Source organism: Streptomyces sp. JLBG701 (genome assembly GCF_058544905.1).
In genome coordinates this window covers 3,339,500-3,354,592 of the sequence record NZ_CM178588.1, presented here as the reverse complement: position 1 = coordinate 3,354,592, position 15,093 = coordinate 3,339,500, and the positions used below count along the sequence as shown (strand labels likewise).

Annotated in this window: 16 protein-coding genes; 8 read left to right on the top strand and 8 right to left on the bottom strand. The window is 69.7% G+C overall.

Annotated features, from left to right (window positions below; all coding sequences use genetic code 11):
- Window positions 1-7: 7 nt before the first annotated feature.
- Entirely contained in the window at window positions 8-844 is an 837-nt protein-coding gene (locus tag AC5DRG_RS15350) for an IclR family transcriptional regulator (RefSeq protein WP_491811056.1), read from the bottom strand.
- A 130-nt stretch (window positions 845-974) separates the two neighbouring features.
- On the opposite strand from AC5DRG_RS15350, the gene AC5DRG_RS15345 reads away from it, so the two are divergent.
- From AC5DRG_RS15345 to AC5DRG_RS15335, 3 genes are read left to right on the top strand one after another with little or no spacing between them, the layout of a single operon-like run.
- Window positions 975-1,640 carry a carboxymuconolactone decarboxylase family protein gene (locus AC5DRG_RS15345; RefSeq protein WP_491811055.1) on the top strand — a complete coding sequence of 222 codons (666 nt, stop codon included), beginning with the start codon at window positions 975-977 and terminating at the stop codon, window positions 1,638-1,640.
- The gene (locus tag AC5DRG_RS15340; RefSeq protein WP_491811054.1) at window positions 1,637-2,509 is read left to right on the top strand and encodes a fumarylacetoacetate hydrolase family protein; all 873 of its coding nucleotides are present in this window, start codon (window positions 1,637-1,639) and stop codon (window positions 2,507-2,509) included. The genes AC5DRG_RS15345 and AC5DRG_RS15340 overlap by 4 nt, the downstream gene beginning before the upstream one ends.
- On the top strand, window positions 2,506-3,351 hold the full coding sequence (locus tag AC5DRG_RS15335) for a fumarylacetoacetate hydrolase family protein (protein WP_491811053.1): 846 nt from the start codon (window positions 2,506-2,508) through the stop codon (window positions 3,349-3,351). The genes AC5DRG_RS15340 and AC5DRG_RS15335 overlap by 4 nt, the downstream gene beginning before the upstream one ends.
- A gap of 107 nt (window positions 3,352-3,458) precedes the next feature.
- Here the strand turns inward: AC5DRG_RS15335 and AC5DRG_RS15330 are convergent, their stop codons facing one another.
- Window positions 3,459-4,256, bottom strand: a complete 798-nt coding sequence (locus AC5DRG_RS15330) for an SDR family NAD(P)-dependent oxidoreductase (protein WP_491811052.1) — start codon at window positions 4,254-4,256, stop codon at window positions 3,459-3,461.
- 189 nt (window positions 4,257-4,445) lie between these two features.
- Between AC5DRG_RS15330 and AC5DRG_RS15325 the strand changes: the two genes are divergently transcribed.
- From AC5DRG_RS15325 to AC5DRG_RS15315, 3 genes are all read left to right on the top strand, one after another.
- The gene (locus tag AC5DRG_RS15325; protein ID WP_491811051.1) at window positions 4,446-5,744 is read left to right on the top strand and encodes an MFS transporter; all 1,299 of its coding nucleotides are present in this window, start codon (window positions 4,446-4,448) and stop codon (window positions 5,742-5,744) included.
- A gap of 192 nt (window positions 5,745-5,936) precedes the next feature.
- Complete coding sequence (locus AC5DRG_RS15320) at window positions 5,937-7,211, top strand: DUF3500 domain-containing protein (RefSeq protein ID WP_491811050.1); 1,275 nt, start codon at window positions 5,937-5,939, stop codon at window positions 7,209-7,211.
- The gene (locus AC5DRG_RS15315; protein ID WP_491811049.1) at window positions 7,208-8,611 is read left to right on the top strand and encodes a HupE/UreJ family protein; all 1,404 of its coding nucleotides are present in this window, start codon (window positions 7,208-7,210) and stop codon (window positions 8,609-8,611) included. Before AC5DRG_RS15320 ends, AC5DRG_RS15315 begins: the two co-directional genes overlap by 4 nt.
- 24 nt (window positions 8,612-8,635) lie before the next feature.
- Here AC5DRG_RS15315 and cysC read toward each other — a convergent pair whose 3' ends face one another.
- From cysC to AC5DRG_RS15295, 4 genes are all read right to left on the bottom strand, one after another.
- On the bottom strand, window positions 8,636-9,196 hold the full coding sequence (gene cysC, locus AC5DRG_RS15310) for an adenylyl-sulfate kinase (protein WP_491811048.1): 561 nt from the start codon (window positions 9,194-9,196) through the stop codon (window positions 8,636-8,638).
- Between the two features lie 194 nt (window positions 9,197-9,390).
- Window positions 9,391-10,023: an NAD(P)-dependent oxidoreductase gene (locus AC5DRG_RS15305; RefSeq protein ID WP_491811047.1), complete on the bottom strand. Its 633-nt coding sequence runs from the start codon at window positions 10,021-10,023 to the stop codon at window positions 9,391-9,393.
- Window positions 10,024-10,038: 15 nt separating this feature from the next.
- Window positions 10,039-10,407, bottom strand: coding sequence for a MazG-like family protein (locus AC5DRG_RS15300; protein ID WP_491811046.1), 369 nt, complete (start codon window positions 10,405-10,407; stop codon window positions 10,039-10,041).
- A 40-nt stretch (window positions 10,408-10,447) separates the two neighbouring features.
- On the bottom strand, window positions 10,448-11,023 hold the full coding sequence (locus tag AC5DRG_RS15295) for a DoxX family protein (RefSeq protein WP_491811045.1): 576 nt from the start codon (window positions 11,021-11,023) through the stop codon (window positions 10,448-10,450).
- A gap of 152 nt (window positions 11,024-11,175) precedes the next feature.
- On the opposite strand from AC5DRG_RS15295, the gene AC5DRG_RS15290 reads away from it, so the two are divergent.
- Together AC5DRG_RS15290 and AC5DRG_RS15285 are read left to right on the top strand one after the other, a co-directional pair.
- Window positions 11,176-11,502 (top strand): nuclear transport factor 2 family protein, encoded by a 327-nt coding sequence (locus AC5DRG_RS15290; RefSeq protein ID WP_491811044.1) that lies wholly within the window; start codon window positions 11,176-11,178, stop codon window positions 11,500-11,502.
- 87 nt (window positions 11,503-11,589) lie between these two features.
- Window positions 11,590-12,579, top strand: a complete 990-nt coding sequence (locus AC5DRG_RS15285; protein WP_491811043.1) for an aldo/keto reductase — start codon at window positions 11,590-11,592, stop codon at window positions 12,577-12,579.
- Between the two features lie 64 nt (window positions 12,580-12,643).
- On the opposite strand, the gene AC5DRG_RS15280 is transcribed toward AC5DRG_RS15285, so the two are convergent.
- Both AC5DRG_RS15280 and AC5DRG_RS15275 read right to left on the bottom strand, forming a co-directional pair.
- Entirely contained in the window at window positions 12,644-13,363 is a 720-nt protein-coding gene (locus AC5DRG_RS15280; protein ID WP_491811042.1) for an ABC transporter ATP-binding protein, read from the bottom strand.
- 88 nt (window positions 13,364-13,451) lie between these two features.
- Window positions 13,452-14,921 (bottom strand): ABC transporter permease, encoded by a 1,470-nt coding sequence (locus AC5DRG_RS15275; protein ID WP_491811041.1) that lies wholly within the window; start codon window positions 14,919-14,921, stop codon window positions 13,452-13,454.
- Between the last annotated feature and the right edge of the window lie 172 nt (window positions 14,922-15,093).

Genomic DNA, 15,093 nt, shown 5'->3' with positions numbered 1-15,093 from the left:
CGCCGCGTCAACTACCGCCCAGCAACCGCGAGATCTCCCCGCACGTCTCCTCCAGCCGCGGCCGCAGCTCGCCCAACAGCCGGGACATCGGGAACTCGCGGGCGGGGACCGCCATGTTGACGCCCGCGACCATGCGGCCGTCGGCGCCGCGGACCGGGGCCGCCACCGAGCGCAGCCCGTAGGCGAGTTCCTCGTCCTGTACGGCCCAGCCCTGCTCGCGGATCTCGGCCAGCCGGGGCTTCAGTGCGGCGAGCGTTCGGATGGCGTTGGGGCCGGCGGATCCGATGAAGGAGTCCGCTGTCAGGCGCCGGTCCAGGTCTGCCTCGTCCAGCTCGCTCAGCAGCAGCTTGCCCGTCGAGGTGCGGACCGCGGGGAGTCGCGAGCCCACCTGGATGTTGGCCGTGACCAGGTCGCTGTTGCGCAGTCGTACCAGGTAGAGGACCCGGTCGTCGGAGAGGGTGCACAGGTTGACCGTCTGCCCGGTGGAGGCCGCGAGTCGGTGCAGGGGGCCGTCGGCCAGCTGGACCAGGTCGAGGCCGCGCAGGGCGGAGAAGCCGAGGGTGAGGACCTTGGGGGCGGGGCGGTAGGAGCCGTCGGGGACCTGTTCCAGGAAGCCCTCGGTGACCAGCGTCGCGGCCATCCGGAAGGCGGTCGGCAGCGGTACGCCGGTCTCGGCCGCCATGTCGGAGAGCTTCATGGACGTCCGCTGCTCGGAGAACAGGCCCAGCAGGCGAAGCCCCTTGGCGAGCGACTCCACCTGGTAGCTGCGCTTGGCGGGCGCTTCGGTCCCGGCGGACTCGACCGACTCGGCGGACTCGGCGGGCGTGGAGCGGTTCGGCGGCAAGGTCGTCTCACTCTCTGAAGGGGCGTCCGCTTTCATTCTACGGAAGTCAGTCTCACCCGAATTCCCAGCCACCACTTTTGCTTGATGAAATCTACTTTCGTTCACCGAACTGAGTGGCTAGGGTGAACAGATGACGACCGTCCGACCCGTCCGACCCGCTCGACTCGCCGGACTCCTGCCCGCCGACCTCGACGAGCAGCAGACCCAGGTCTACGAGGCCATCGTCGGCGGCCCCCGAGCGGCCGGGCCGCAGGCCTTCCCGCTTGCCGACGAGCAGGGACGGCTGCGCGGCCCCTTCAACGCGATGCTGCTCAGCCCGCCGGTCGGCCACGCCGTCCAGGCGGTCGGCGCCGCGGTGCGCTACCGGAGCACCCTGAGCGACCGGACGCGGGAGATGGCCGTACTGGCCGTCGCCGCGTACTGGGGCAGCGCCTTCGAGCGCGAGGCCCACGAGGCCGTCGGCCGTGCCTGCGGTCTCACCGAGGAGGAACTCGCCGCACTTCGCGTCGGCGCGCTGCCCCCACTCACGGACCCCGCCGAGCGGACGGCACTGCGGATCACCGTCGCCCTCCTCCACTCCGGCGAACTGACCGACGAGGAGTACGACGACGCAGTCCTGGCCATCGGCGAGCGCGGCCTGTTCGAACTGACCACGCTGGTCGGCTACTACGGCATGCTCGCCCTCCAACTGCGGGTCTTCGCGGGAGAAGGCCACCCGGGCGACACCGTGCGACAAGACCACCCATGCGACACGGCCACTGACCACCACCCCGACACAGAAAGCGGGACACCATGAAGCTGGTCACCTACGACGACGGGCGCGTCGGCAGGCTGGAGTTGGAGGAGCGGCTGATCCTGCCGCTGGAGGTCGGCTCGACCCGCGAGTACTTCGAGCGGGACGGCCACGTCACCGAGACCGGCGAGCGCCTCGCCCTCGACGACGTGAAGCTGCGCGCGCCGATCGTGCCGAAGAAGTTCTTCCACACCTCCGGCAACTTCCGTGAGCACGAGGACGAGTCGAAGAACGTCGACTGGTCCCACCCCATGCACAAGGGCATCGTGTTCTTCCAGAACGTCGACGCGATCGTCGGCCCCGACGAGCCGGTCATCTACCCCGAGCACCTCACCAGCGAGCTGGACTACGAGCTGGAGATAGCCGTCGTCATCGGCAGGCCAGGCAAGTTCTTCGGCGTGGACGACGCCCCGGACCACATCGCCGGATACGTCGTCTTCAACGACATCACCGCCCGCGACATCCAGCGCCGCGAGATGGAGTCCGGCGTCTTCTCCTTCTGCAAGGCCATCGACACCTTCTGCCCCGTCGGCCCCTACATCGTCACCGCCGACGAGATACCCGACCCGCAGAACCTCGACATGGAACTGCGCGTCAACGGCGTGGTCCGGCAGAAGTCCAACACCAACCGCATGTCGGTCTCCATCCCGCACATCGTCGCCTACCACTCCCCGCAGGGCTACAGCGCCGGCGATCTGATCACCACCGGCACCGTTCAGGGCGTCGCCGGCTTCAGCGGTGACCCCGACATGTACCTCAAGCCCGGCGACCTCGTCGAGGCCGAGGTGGAGCGCCTGGGCGTGCTGCGCACCCCGATCGTCAGCTGGGAGCAGGGCCACGGGACCCCCGTACCGCAGAAGGTGGACTGGTGAGGCTCGGCGTCCTCGGCGGCCGTGCGGTCCTGGTCCGCGAGGGCCGGGCCGCCGACGTCCACGAGGCCTCCGCCGGGTCCCTGCCCGCCGACCCGATGGCCCTGCTGGAGCAGTGGGAACGGCTCCGCGACTTCGCCGGCGGCCTGTCCGAGGAGGCCTACGACATCGAGGTGGACGCGGCCGCCCTCCAAGCCCCGGTTCCCCGACCCCGCCAGGTGTTCGCCGTGGCCCTCAACTACCCGCCCCACGCGGCCGAGGCCGGTTTCACCCCGCCCGACGAGCCGCTGGTGTTCACCAAGTTCCCCACCTGTGTCACCGGCCCCCACACCACCATCGAGCTCCCCCCGGGCAAGGTCGACTGGGAGGTCGAACTGGTCGCCGTCATCGGCGGCCACGCCCACCGGATACCCGCCGACCGTGCCTGGGATTACGTCGCCGGCCTCACCGTCGGCCAGGACCTTTCCGAGCGGGTCTCCCAACTCCAGGGCAAGCCCGCCCAGTTCAGCCTGGGCAAGTCCTTCCCGGGCTTCGGTCCCACCGGCCCGCTCCTGGTCACCCCGGACGAGTTCGCCGACCCCGACGACCTGGAGATCACCGGGCTGCTGAACGGGAAGGCGGTCCAGCACGATCGTACGAAGTCCATGATCTTCCCCGTCTCCGAACTCGTCGCCCGCCTCTCGGCCGTAGTGCAACTCCTCCCCGGAGACCTGGTCTTCACCGGAACCCCGGCCGGCGTCGGCAACCGGATGACCCCGCCGCGCTACCTCACCGAGGGCGACGAACTGGTCAGCCGCATCGAGGGAATCGGGGAGATCCGGCAGCGTTTCGTGACCGTGCCCTGAAGGCAAAGCGGGGGGGCGCAGCCCCGCTTTGCCTTCAGGGGCGCGGGGAACTGCGCGACCAGCCCCCACCGGGCCCGCGGCCAAACAACCGCCTACCCAGCGGAGCGCTACGCGCCGATCATGTTGAAGCCGCCGTCGGCGTTCAAGTACACGCCCGTCATGTGTGCAGCGTCATCCGTGGCCAGGAAGAGGGCGGTGCCGGCGAGTTCGGCCGGGCCCGGGATGTGGCGCATGGGGGTTTTGGCGATCATGTCCTCGCGGCGGCCGGACTGCCAGTCCGCGCGGTTGAGGAGCGTCTCGGTCTCGATGAAGCCGGGGGCGAAGGTGTTGACCCGTACGGCGGGCGCGAAGGCCTGCGCGTAGGACTTGGTGATGCCGAGGATTCCGTATTTCGCCGCCGCGTACTGCGGCGCCCGCGCGCTGCCGCGCACGATCACTGTTGAGCCGATGTTGACGATCGCGCCGTGGCCCTGCTCCAGCATCCGCGAGCCGAACTCGTGCACGCACAGCATCGTGCCCTTGATGTCGACGGCGAGGACGTGGTCGATCGACTCCTCGGTGACGTCCCGCCAGGACATCTGGTCGCCCGCCACGTCACCGACGTTGTTGACCAGCACGTCCAGACCGCCGAAGCGGGTGAACACCTCCTCGGCCATGCGCCGGATGTCGGCGTGACGGGTGATGTCGGCCTGCGTGGTGAAGGCCTCGCCGCCTACGTCCTTGATCCGCGCCACCGTCCGGTCCGCCCCGGCGGCGGAGCTGCGGTAGTGGACGGCCACCCGGGCTCCCTCCCGCGCGGCGCGCACCGCGATCTCGGCGCCGAAGCCGGTTCCGGCACCGGTGACCAGCACGGTGCGGCCGTCGAAGCGGCGGGGGACGAAGGCGGGAGGGGGCTGCTGGGACACGGGTACCTTCTTCCGTCAGGTTTCGTCAGGGTATTTCGGTGAGTGAAAGCTGCTTTCACGTAATCGGATGAGGCTCAATCTAGACCCGGGCGCTCCGGCTGTCCACGGAGTAGTCCGCGTTCGCACTGTGCTGGCGCCATGTCCACACTGGGACTTCGCCACGAGGGCACGACGGGGAGACCAACCACCATGACGAACGAGAGCGACATACAGGCGGCGGCACCCGCTGTCCCAGGCACCACCTCCCCAGGCACCACCTCCCCAGGCGCCACCTCCCCAGGCGCCACCCCGCCCTCCGCGGACCGCGCCCTGCGCCGCCGTCGGCGGTCCCTGTTCCTCTTCTTCTTCCTCCCCGGCCTGTCGATCTCCTCCTGGGTGACCCGGACCCCCGACATACGCGACCAACTCGCCGTGTCCACCGCGCAGATGGGCCTGATCCTGTTCGGCCTCTCCGCCGGGTCCATGCTCGGAGTCCTCTCCTCCGGCGCCCTGGTGTCCAGGTTCGGCACCCGGCCCGTCATCGGCGCAGGCACCCTCCTCGTCGTGGCGAGTACGGCCCTCATCGGTCTCGGCGCTCTCAACTCCTCCGCCGCGCTGGTCACGTTGGGCCTGTTCGCCTTCGGGGCGGGCATGGGCGGGGGAGAGGTCGCCATCAACGTCGACGGGGTCGAGGTCGAGCGGGCCACCAACAGCACCGTCCTGCCGACCCTGCACGGCTTCTTCAGCCTGGGCACCGTCGTGGGCGCCTGCCTGGGACTCCTCGCCACCGCCCGCGACTTCCCGGTGCAGTGGCACCTCGCCGCGATCACGGTCGTATCCGCCGCGATGTTCGCCTACGCCATCAGGGCCGTCCCGTCAGGCACCGGGCTGCGCGAGAGCCGGGCCGAGCAGCCCGGGCGCGCGGCCGCACCGAGGGTGTGGAAGGACCCACGGCTCCTGCTGATCGGCGGGATCGTCCTGGCCATGGCACTGGCCGAGGGCGCCGCCAACGACTGGCTGCCGCTCCTCATGGTCGACGGACACGGACTCGACCCGGCAGCGGGGTCCCTCGTCTACGCGGGGTTCGCCGCCGCCATGTCCATCGGCCGCTTCAGCGGCGGCTTCTTCATCGACCGCTACGGCCGTACAGCCGTCGTCAGGGCCAGCGCACTCTCGGGCGCGCTGGGCCTCTCCTTCGTGATCTTCTCCGACAGCCCGGCACTGGCCGGCGCCGCCGTGCTCTTCTGGGGACTGGGCGCCGCCCTCGGCTTCCCCCTCGCCCTGTCGGCGGCAGGCGACTCCGGCCCCGCCCCCGAACAGACCGCCCGGGTCGGCCTGGTGGCCACCATCGGCTACGTCGCGTTCCTGGTCGGCCCTCCCTGCCTCGGCTTCCTCGGCGACCGCTACGGACTGCGCACCGCCATGATCGTCGTCCTCGCGTGCGTGATCGCGGCCGTGTTCATGGCGCCCGCCGTCAGGACGCCACCGCGCAAGACCGAGAACAAATAGACGGGAAACCTATTCGCGCAATAGGAGTTACCTGTCAAACCCATAAGTGAATTCTCTGAATTCACGCCGCTTTCCTGTGTGAACTGAAGCTTCTTTTATTCACCTGGTAATGCATTGAGATTTCGGTAAGACTCTCGATAATCTTGTCAACAATCGTGTCGACAAGACATTCCAGGTCAACAGGAGTGGTTCGTGAGCAGAGAAAGAACCCGTCGCGTACGCACGCGACGGACTTGGGTGCGTATAGCCGGTGCCGCCGCGACGGTCGCGCTGGTCGGTGGCGGTATCGCCGTGGCGAGTGCCTCGACGGACATCAAGGCGGACAAGGCAGCCGTAGGGGTCCAGCGCCCGGTCGACAAGAAGGCCACCGGCACCAAGGCCGTGGTCAGCGCCGCCAACGCGTTCCTGAACACCCTGGACTCCGACCAGCAGGCCGAGGTGCTGCTTGAGCTCACCGAGGCGAACGCCACGGCGTGGTCGAACCTGCCGTGCGGGTCGACCTGCCGTCCCGGCATCGAGCTCGGCTCCCTGAGCGACACCCAACTGGCCGCCGCCGTGCAGCTGTTGAAGGTGGCCACGGGCACCGGCAAGGGCAGCGGGTACGACCAGATCACGCAGATCATCAAGGCCGACGACGTGCTCGCCTCGGTGCAGGCCACCAGCTCCGCGGGGACGGGCCCCGCGCCCTCGGACACCGCGTCGAGCACCGCCTCCGCGGACCCGTCCGCCACGGCCGACCCGAGCTCCACGGCCACCGACGCCCCGACGGGCACCCCGCCCTCCGGCGGCACCGGCGGAGGCGGCTCCTTCGGCTACGGCAGCGGCCTCTACTACATGGCGTTCCTGGGCACCCCCTCGGCGGACGGCACCTGGCAGCTGCACTTCGGCGGCCACCACCTCGCCGTGAACCTCACCTACAAGAAGGGCAAGGTGGCAGGCGCCAGCCCCTTCTTCATCGGAGTCGAGCCCACCAGCTGGACCGCCGACGACGGCACCACGTACTCGCCGCTGGAGGAACAGCGCAACGGCATGCTCGCGCTGACCGGCAGCCTGAGCACCGAGCAGCTGGCCACGGCCAAGCTGTCCGGGACGTACAACGACGTGCTCCTCGGCCCGGGCGAGGACGGCCAGTTCCCGGAGACCAAGGAAGGCATCAAGGTCAGCGAGCTGTCGCCCAAGCAGCAGAAGCTGGTCCTGAAGGCCATCTACCCCTGGGTCTCCAACGTGGACGACGCCACCGCGAAGAAGCTCATGAAGACGTACGAGCGTGAGCTGAACGAGACCTACGTGGCCTACTCCGGCGGCACCGCCCTCGACACCCAGGGCGACTACGTGCGCATCGACGGTCCCGGCGTGTGGGTCGAGTTCGTCTGCCAGAACGGCCTCGTCATCCAGGGCAAGGTCCACTACCACACCGTGTACCGCGACCACACCCGCGACTACGGCAGCGAGTTCTCCTTCTCATGATCCGACCGCGAAACTGGCTGACCACAGCACTCCGCCTGGTGGCCGGGATCGCGATCGCGGTACCGGCGGCGCTCCTTCTCGGGGCGTCGCCGGCCGCCGCGCATCCGATGCCGCACTCGGTGGTCCAGCTCGACGTGTACAAGGACTCGGTCACCGCGCGCCTCGAACTGCCGGCCGGTGACCTCGCCACGGCCAGCGGCATCGACCTGACCACCATCAAGTCGGCCGCCCTGCCCACCAAGGCCGAGGCCGTCCGCACCTACCTCGCCCAGCACATCCGCCCGACCACGCTGAAGGGCGAGGCCTGGCAGGTCGGCATCGGCGCGCTGAGCCTCGGCCGCACCCAGCAGACCTCCACCGGCCCGTACCGCGAGCTGGTCGCCGAGGCCGTGTTCACCCCGCCGACGGGCGCCGATGTACGGCACTTCAAACTTGACTACGACGTGATCGTCCACCAGGTCGTCACCCACGTGGCGCTGGTGACCGTACGACAGGACTGGGCCGCCGGCCGGGTCGGCGAAGTGGGTACCACCCAGGTCGGCACCGTGCGTCTCGACACCCGGAAGATGACCGTCCCCGCCCTGACCGTCGACCTCGGCGACGGCAGCGCCTGGCGCGGTTTCCTCGCCATGCTCGAACTCGGCGGCGACCACATCCTCACCGGCACCGACCACCTGCTGTTCCTGCTCATCCTGCTGCTGCCGGCACCGCTGCTGGCCCGTGGCCGACACTGGGACGGACTGGTCGGCGCCCGTGCCGCGCTCGTGCGCATCGGCCGGATTACGCTCGCCTTCACCGTCGGCCACTCCATCGCGCTGGCCGCCACCGCCCTTGGCCGCCTGGAGATCCCCAGCTGGCCGGTCGAGGCGTTCATCGCCGCCAGCATCCTCGTCGGTGCCGTGCACGCGATCCGCCCACTGTTCCCCGGCCGGGAAGCGGTCGTGGCCGGCGTCTTCGGGCTCGGCCACGGCATGGCGTTCTCCTTCGTGCTCGCCGAGATGCAACTGTCCACCGGACAGCTCGTGTTCAGCCTCCTCGGCTTCAACCTGGGCATCGAACTGGTCCAACTCCTGCTGGTCTGCCTCGCGTTGCCCACGCTGCTGGTCGTCGCGCGGCTGCGGATTCAGTCCGCGGTCCGGGTCGGCGGCGCGGTCCTCACCGGAACGGCGGCCCTCGGCTGGCTGATCGACCGGCTCGGCCTGCCCAACCCGGTCGCCCGGGCGGCCGACAGCGCCGGCTCCCACACCACGTTGATGCTGGTCACCCTCACGGTGGCCGCGGTCATCGCCATCGGCTGGACCCTGGCCACCCGCCGACGCACGCTGCCCGAATCCTCGAAGGCGGCGGAGAAGACGGAGGTCACGCCCGAACTGGAGGACGCGAGATCCGGTGGTGAGTAGCCCTTCGCGGGACCGTCGTCCCGGTCACTCCACGAAGCGCTTCTTCACCAGCAGGTCCATCAGCATCGCGACGGAGTCATCGGCCGACTGGGTGTGGGCGGGGACGATCAGGTCCGGGGTCTCCGGTATCTCGTACGGGTCGTCCACCCCGGTCAGCCCCGAGAGCTCACCGGCCGCCTGTCTGGCGTAGAGCCCCTTCACGTCCCGCTCGGCGCAGACGTCGACCGGCGTAGCCACATGGACCTCCAGGAAAGCCGTGGCGCTCCTCGCGTGGCGCTCGCGCACCGCGTCGCGGCTCTCCGCGTAGGGGGCGATGACCGGCACCAGGACGATCACGCCGTTACGGGCCAGCACTTCGGCCACCAGGCCGATCCGCTGTACGTTCGCGTCGCGGTCGGCGCGAGAGAAGCCCAGCCCGGCCGTCAGCGACGTGCGCATTGCGTCGCCGTCCAGCACCTCCACCCGGTGGGCGGCCACGCGCAACCGCTCGGCGAGCAGCCGCGCGATCGTCGACTTCCCCGCGCTGGGCAGACCGGTCAGCAAGACGGTCACACCGCAACTACACGGTCTGTGATGTACCTCCATGATCAGGCAACCTCCGCGGCTCAGCTCCATGTCGAAGGCCCCGAAGCCCAGGGCCTGTCCGGCGGATCACGCCGCAGACGCGGGGTCTGGCCTGCGCCTGTAAGGGGCCGTTTCTTCCCTGCGACCTGCTCCGCCGGACAGACCCTAGCCCCACCATGTGAAGCCCCGTGTCCCGCGCGGTAACGCGGGCGCCCTCAGTGCGTGAGCACCGCCGTACGCCGTGACCACTCCTCGCTGCCCGCCTGGAGCAGCATGAAGTCCGCGACGTCGGCGCGGCTGATGCGACCGCCGACCGTGTCGGTGCCGGTGGGGACGTCCCGTACGGTGTACGTGCCCGTGTACGCGCCCTTGGTCAGCATCGTCGGGTAGACCAGGGTCCAGTCCAGGCCGCTCGCGCGGATCTCCCCGTCGGCGGCGGCCTTGTCCGCGAACTGGTCCTTCATCACGAGCATGACGCCCGCGCGCTGGACGACCTTGTAGTGCCGCAGCGTCTCACCCACACCGAACGCGGACAGTACGACGACCCGCCGCACCCCGGTCTCCTCGGCGGCCGGGATCAGCGCCCGCACGGAGCGGCTCGCGATGTCCGACTTGAACTTGCCGCCCGAGCCCAGCGCGGACAGCGCCGCCTGGCTGCCGGTCAGCGCCCGCTTGACGTCGTCGACCCGGGTGGCGTCGCCGGTGACGACGGTGACCCCGGACTGGTCGCGCTGCGGCAGCCGGGACGGGTCGCGGACCAGCACGGTGACCCGGTGTCCGGCCGCCAGGGCCTGTTCGAGGATCTGCTGTCCGGTGGGACCGGTGGCGCCCAGAAGGGTGATCTGCATGACGGGTCCTGGGTCCTAGGAGGCCCGGCCGGTGCCGAGCGAGCGTTCCGTCACCCGGGCGAGGTGGCGGGTGAAGACCTCGCGGGTGTCCGGGGTCAGTGTGCGCAGGGCGATCAGGGCCGTGATGACGACGTCGCACAGCTCGGACTGGACGTCGTCCCAGGTGTGGCTGGTGCCCTTGCGCGGGTTCTGCCCCGTCGCGCCGATTACCGCCTCGGCGACCTCGCCGACCTCCTCGGACAGCTTCAGCATGCACAGCGGCATGCCCTCCCGGCCGCCGAACGGACGGTTGGCGTCCAGCCAGGCCCACAGGTCGTCGATGGAGGCCCAGAGGTCCGCGGCCGTTTCCGCGGAAGCGGCAGGGGGCGTGCCCTGATCGGTCATGCGGGCAGCTTACGGCTACCCCACTTCGCAGCTTGCGGGGCTACCTATACTCCTCGAACGACTCCTCGAACAACGCCTCCTGCTCCCCCTCCTGCTCCCCCTCCTGCGCCCGCCGCATCCGCTTGCTCCGCGCCCCCACCACCAGCGCCGTGGCCGCCCCCGTCACCGCGAACGCGGCCGGCACCATCCAGCCCCGGTTGACGGTGTGGCCGAGCGCGTGGTCGAGGGAGAGGTGGCCGGGCCCCGTGACGGCGAGCCCGGCAGCGGTGAGACCGAGGGAGGCCGCGTACTCGTAACCGCCGCCCTGCGCGAAGAACCCGTTCGGCAGATGTACGGCGGCCGCTCCCGCCATCGCGCCGGCCGCCGCCGCTCCGGCCGCGGGGGTCGCGAGCCCCAGCGCCAGCAGTGCGCCGCCGCCCGTCTCCGCGAGGCCCGCCGCCGTCGCGCTCGCCTTGCCCGGCCGGAAACCGACGGCCTCCATGAACTGGCCGGTCCCCGCGATGCCGCCCCCGCCGAACCAGCCGAACAGCTTCTGCGCGCCGTGCGCGGCCAGCACGCCGCCGGTCCCCAGCCGCAGCAGCAACAGGCCCAGATCACGTCGGTCGTAACAGGTCACGATGACTCCCGGAACAGACATACGGGCAACGGACAACAGGCAGTGGGAACAGCTCCGCCCGCCTCCCACCGTCGCACCGACGACACCCGGTGGGCCCGTCCTGGGCGCCGTTCGGGTGGCGGCGTCGCGGGGGCGGTGCGAGTCTGGCCGTCATGACGATTCAGACAGCCAAGCTCAGCGATCCGGCCGTCCGGGCCTTCGTCAGCGCCGTCAACTCCCACGACCGCGACGCCTTCCAGGCCCTCCTCGCACCGGGCGCGACCATGTCCGACGACGGCTCCGACCGCGACCTCTCCGACTGGATCGACCGTGAGATCTTCTCCTCCCACGGTCACATGGAGGTCGACAACGAGTCGAAGGGCGGCCGCGCCCTCATCGCCCGCTACAGCAACGACACTTGGGGCGAGATGCGCACCCGCTGGAGCTTCGAGGTCGCGGACGACGGCAGGATCGCCCGCTTCGAGACCGGCCAGGCGTAGAAACAGGGCAGGCTTGGCAAGCCGTACCGCGCGAGTCCGTGAAACCGCTTGCCTTCGTGTGCGCTCCAACTCCTAACGTCCTGGGGCATGGAGACGTTTTCGCACAACAGGACGCTGGGCCGCACCGGCATCGAGGTCAGTGCTCTCGGCTTCGGCTGCTGGGCCATCGGCGGTGAGTGGCAGAACACCGACGGGCAGCCCCTGGGCTGGGGCAAGGTCGACGACGACGAGTCCGTACGGGCGATCCGGCGCGCCCTCGACCTCGGTGTCACCTTCTTCGACACCGCCGACACCTACGGCGCCGGACACAGCGAACGCGTCCTCGGCCGTGCCCTCGGCAAGCGCCGGGACGAGGTGGTCGTCGCCACCAAGTGGGGCAACGTCTTCGACGAGGAGACCCGCACCCTCACCGGCGGCGACGACTCCCCGGCGTACGCCCGCCGCGCGCTGACCGCCTCCCTGCGCCGCCTGGACACCGACCACGTCGACCTCTACCAACTCCACCTCTCCGACGCCGACCCCGAGCGGGCCGCCCAACTCCGGGACATCTGCGAGGAGTTCGTGCGCGAAGGGCTCATCCGGGCCTACGCGTGGAGCACCGACGACCCGGCCAGGGCACGGGTGTTCGCGGAGGGGGAGCACTGCGCGGCCGTACAGCACGCGATCAACGTGCTCCAGGACGCGCCCGAAATGATCGCGCTGTGCGAGGAGTTGGAGCTCGCGAGCATCAACCGCAGTCCGCTGGCAATGGGGTTGCTCGCGGGGAAGCGTGAAGGGGCTCTGGAGGCCGGGGACATCCGCAGCAGGCCGCCGGCCTGGTTGCAGGGTTTCCAGGAGGGCGCCGGTGCCGACGCGGACTGGCTCGCCCGGGTCGACGCGCTCAAGGAGATCCTCACCAGCGACGGCCGCACCCTCGCCCAGGGCGCCCTGGCCTGGCTGTGGGCACGCAGTCCATTGACCGTCCCGATCCCGGGGTTCCGCTCGGTCGAGCAGGCTGAGGCGAACGCGGGCGCGATCGCGAAAGGACCGCTCACCGCAGAGCAGCTGGCCGAGGTCGACCTCATACTCGGGCGGTGAGCGGTCCCACCTAAGGGGCGCGGGGAACTGCGCGACCAGCCCCCATGCACCCGCAGACGAACGACTAGTACCCCTGCCCGCCGTACTGGGCGAACGGCTGCTGCGCCTGCTGCTGCTCGGTGAGCGTGATCTGACCGGCCTTGATGGTGGCCAGGCGCGGCGCCCGCCGAGCGATCGACGAGTCATGGGTGACCATGATGAACGTCAGCCCGTACTCGTGCCACAGCCCTTCGAGCAGCGCCATGATGTCGTCACGGGTGCCCTCGTCGAGGTTGCCGGTGGGCTCGTCCGCGAGCAGCACCTTCGGCTTCTTGACCAGGGCGCGCGCGATGGCGACACGCTGCTGCTGGCCGCCGGACAGTTCCGACGGCGCGTGGCCCAGACGGTCGCCGAGACCGACCGAGCTCAGCGCCTCGGCGGCCCGCTCACGCCGCTCCTTGGGCTTCACACCGAGCGGTACGAGCGCCGTCTCGACGTTCTCCTGCGCGGTCAGCGTCGGGATGAGGTTGAACGACTGGAAGATGATGCCGATCTTTTCGGCGCGCAGCCGGGTCAGCTTGGCCTCGCTGATGGTCGCGAGGTTCACGCCGTCCAACTCGACGCTGCCGTCGGACGGACGGTCGAGGCCGCCGATCATCTGGAGCAGCGTCGACTTGCCGCCGCCGGTGGGGCCCTGGATGACGAGCTGGTCGCCGTCCTCGATCGTGAGGTCGACGCCGCGCAGCGCCTCCACCGTCTCCTTGCCCCGTGTGTATCTCTTGGTGACACCGGTGAGCTTGTACATGGGTTCTCCGTGGCTGAAGTGAAGAGGGGCGGGGCGCCGCCTCCCGGGGGGAGTGGAGGCGGCGCCCCTGTTCAAGGGGTGAGGCGGGTCAGGAGACGCTGCGCAGCGCGTCCGCCGGGCGCATCCGGGAGGCGCGCCAGCCGCCCATCGCGCCGGCGATCAGACCGCCGGTGACCGCGAGGCCGACCGCGAGGGCGATGGTGGTCAGCGAGACCGGGGCCGAGAGGGCGATCTCCATGGTGCTGGAGGTGGCCTGCTGGCCAGGGCCGCCACCGCCGGGGCCGCCGCCCATGCCGCCGCCCGTGGCGGTCGAGCCGAGCTCGGCCTGCAGGGTGGGGCTGATCAGCGTCACCGTGTACGCGGCGGCGAGGCCGAGCGCGATACCGAGGGCGCCGCCGATGAGACCGTTGACCATGGACTCGCCGACGACCTGCCGGGTGACCTTGCGGGACGGCCAGCCGAGCGCCTTCAGGGTGCCGAACTCACGCACCCGGCGGGAGACCGCGGAGGAGGTGAGCAGCGCGGCCACCAGGAACGCGGCGATCAGCACCGCGATGGACAGCCACTTGCCGACGCTGGTCGCCAGGTCGGAGGCGGTGGACAGTGAGCCGGAGACGGTGTCCGCGAGGTCCGCGGAGGTCGTGACGGTCGTACCGGAGATGTTCTTCTGGATCGTCGCCTTGACGGTGTCGATCTGCTTGGAGTCGGTCGCCTTGACGTAGATCGTGGTGACCTTGTTCTTCGAGTCGGCCAGCGTCTGCGCCTGCTTCAGCGGCAGGTAGACGTCGGTGGTGGACTCGCTGCTGTCGGGCGTCGCGATGCCGATGATCGTGTACTTGGTGCCGGAGATCTTGAAGGTCTTGCCGACCTTGTAGCTGTTCTCCTTGGCGTACGACTTGCTGACGACCGCGACCTTCGCGTTGGTCTGCGAGGTGGTGAACGCCTTGCCGGAGGTGATCTTCGACGTGGCCAGCGGACCGAGGTCCAGGTTGGAGACGTCGACGCCGGCGACCGAGTACGAGTTCACGTCGAAGGAGGCGCCGCCGCCCTGCACCTGCGGCTGGCCGGTGCTGGTGCCGCCCTGGCTGCCGCCGGGGCCGCCCTGCTGCGAGGAGGAGCTGGAGGAGTCCGACGACTGGGCCTTGCCCTGGGTGAAGGAGCCGTCGACCTTGGTGACGTTCAGGGTGATCGCGCCGACGGCGGTGGACACGCCCGTCTGTGAGGCGACCTTCTTGACCAGCGAGGCGCTCAGGGTCTGCCCGCCCGAGGCCATCACGCGGTCGGAACTCTGCGAGTCGTCCTCGTCGGAAGAGGCGTCGAATTCGAAGTTCGGTCTTCCCGAACTGTTCCCGGTGGGTGCCGTCGCCGCCTTGGTGACGGTCATGTCGGTGCCGAGGCCGTAGAGCGACTTCAGGACCTTGTCCTGAGCCTGCGTCATGCCGGCCGACACCGAGTTCACGGTGATGACCAGCGCGATTCCGAGCGCCAGACCCATGGCGATGACCAGCGCCGCCTTCTTGCGCCGGCCCAGCTCACGCTTGAGATAGATGCCAAACATCCCGTTCCTCAAAGGTTCTTGGCGCCCGCTGTGGGCGCGGCCACAAGCTATGGAGAAACCTTTGAGTACCGCTGAGTAAAGGATGTGTGAGGACTGAGAAAAAAGGGTTCGGAATCAGAATTCGGTAAGACAGCTGATTCCTAAGCTGCCAAGGGCTTCCTGCCAGGAAACC

Excerpts from the sequence above, each read along its gene's own strand:
- AC5DRG_RS15345 (WP_491811055.1), top strand. The coding sequence starts at position 975 with ATGACGACCGTCCGACCCGTCCGACCCGCTCGACTCGCCGGACTCCTG.
- AC5DRG_RS15340 (WP_491811054.1), top strand. The coding sequence starts at position 1,637 with ATGAAGCTGGTCACCTACGACGACGGGCGCGTCGGCAGGCTGGAGTTG.
- AC5DRG_RS15325 (WP_491811051.1), top strand. The coding sequence starts at position 4,446 with ATGACGAACGAGAGCGACATACAGGCGGCGGCACCCGCTGTCCCAGGC.
- AC5DRG_RS15315 (WP_491811049.1), top strand. The coding sequence starts at position 7,208 with ATGATCCGACCGCGAAACTGGCTGACCACAGCACTCCGCCTGGTGGCC.
- cysC (WP_491811048.1), bottom strand. The coding sequence starts at position 9,196 with ATGGAGGTACATCACAGACCGTGTAGTTGCGGTGTGACCGTCTTGCTG.
- AC5DRG_RS15305 (WP_491811047.1), bottom strand. The coding sequence starts at position 10,023 with ATGCAGATCACCCTTCTGGGCGCCACCGGTCCCACCGGACAGCAGATC.
- AC5DRG_RS15300 (WP_491811046.1), bottom strand. The coding sequence starts at position 10,407 with ATGACCGATCAGGGCACGCCCCCTGCCGCTTCCGCGGAAACGGCCGCG.
- AC5DRG_RS15290 (WP_491811044.1), top strand. The coding sequence starts at position 11,176 with ATGACGATTCAGACAGCCAAGCTCAGCGATCCGGCCGTCCGGGCCTTC.
- AC5DRG_RS15285 (WP_491811043.1), top strand. The coding sequence starts at position 11,590 with ATGGAGACGTTTTCGCACAACAGGACGCTGGGCCGCACCGGCATCGAG.
- AC5DRG_RS15280 (WP_491811042.1), bottom strand. The coding sequence starts at position 13,363 with ATGTACAAGCTCACCGGTGTCACCAAGAGATACACACGGGGCAAGGAG.
- AC5DRG_RS15275 (WP_491811041.1), bottom strand. The coding sequence starts at position 14,921 with ATGTTTGGCATCTATCTCAAGCGTGAGCTGGGCCGGCGCAAGAAGGCG.